Here is a 247-nt window from a genome sequence, read left to right as displayed (position 1 = left end):
GACCAGTGGAGCGTAGGGAAGTCCCTCGGCGCCCACCTCCAGGCAGTTGCCCAGCGCGGTGATCGCGCCGGCTTCCTCCGCCGCAGCCAAGAATTCCTGCAGCAGCCGGGTCTTACCGACCCCCGCCTCACCCCCGACCAGCACGCCCTGCGGCTCACCACCGAACGCACGCCGCAGTCCGCCAGCGAGAGCCTCCAGCTCACCACTTCGGCCGACGAAGGCCGAGCTGATCGATGCATACGCCACA

General features: G+C 69.2%; 1 protein-coding gene. It reads right to left on the bottom strand.

Annotated features, from left to right (window positions below):
- On the bottom strand, window positions 1-246 hold a 246-nt coding region (locus tag ADL25_RS20405), incomplete at its 3' end, for an ATP-binding protein (protein WP_159044962.1).
- Between the last annotated feature and the right edge of the window lies 1 nt (window position 247).

Source organism: Streptomyces sp. NRRL F-5122 (assembly GCF_001507435.1).
Classification (GTDB): Bacteria; Actinomycetota; Actinomycetes; order Streptomycetales; family Streptomycetaceae; genus Streptomyces; species Streptomyces lannensis.
This window is presented reverse-complemented; position numbering and strand designations above follow the sequence as displayed.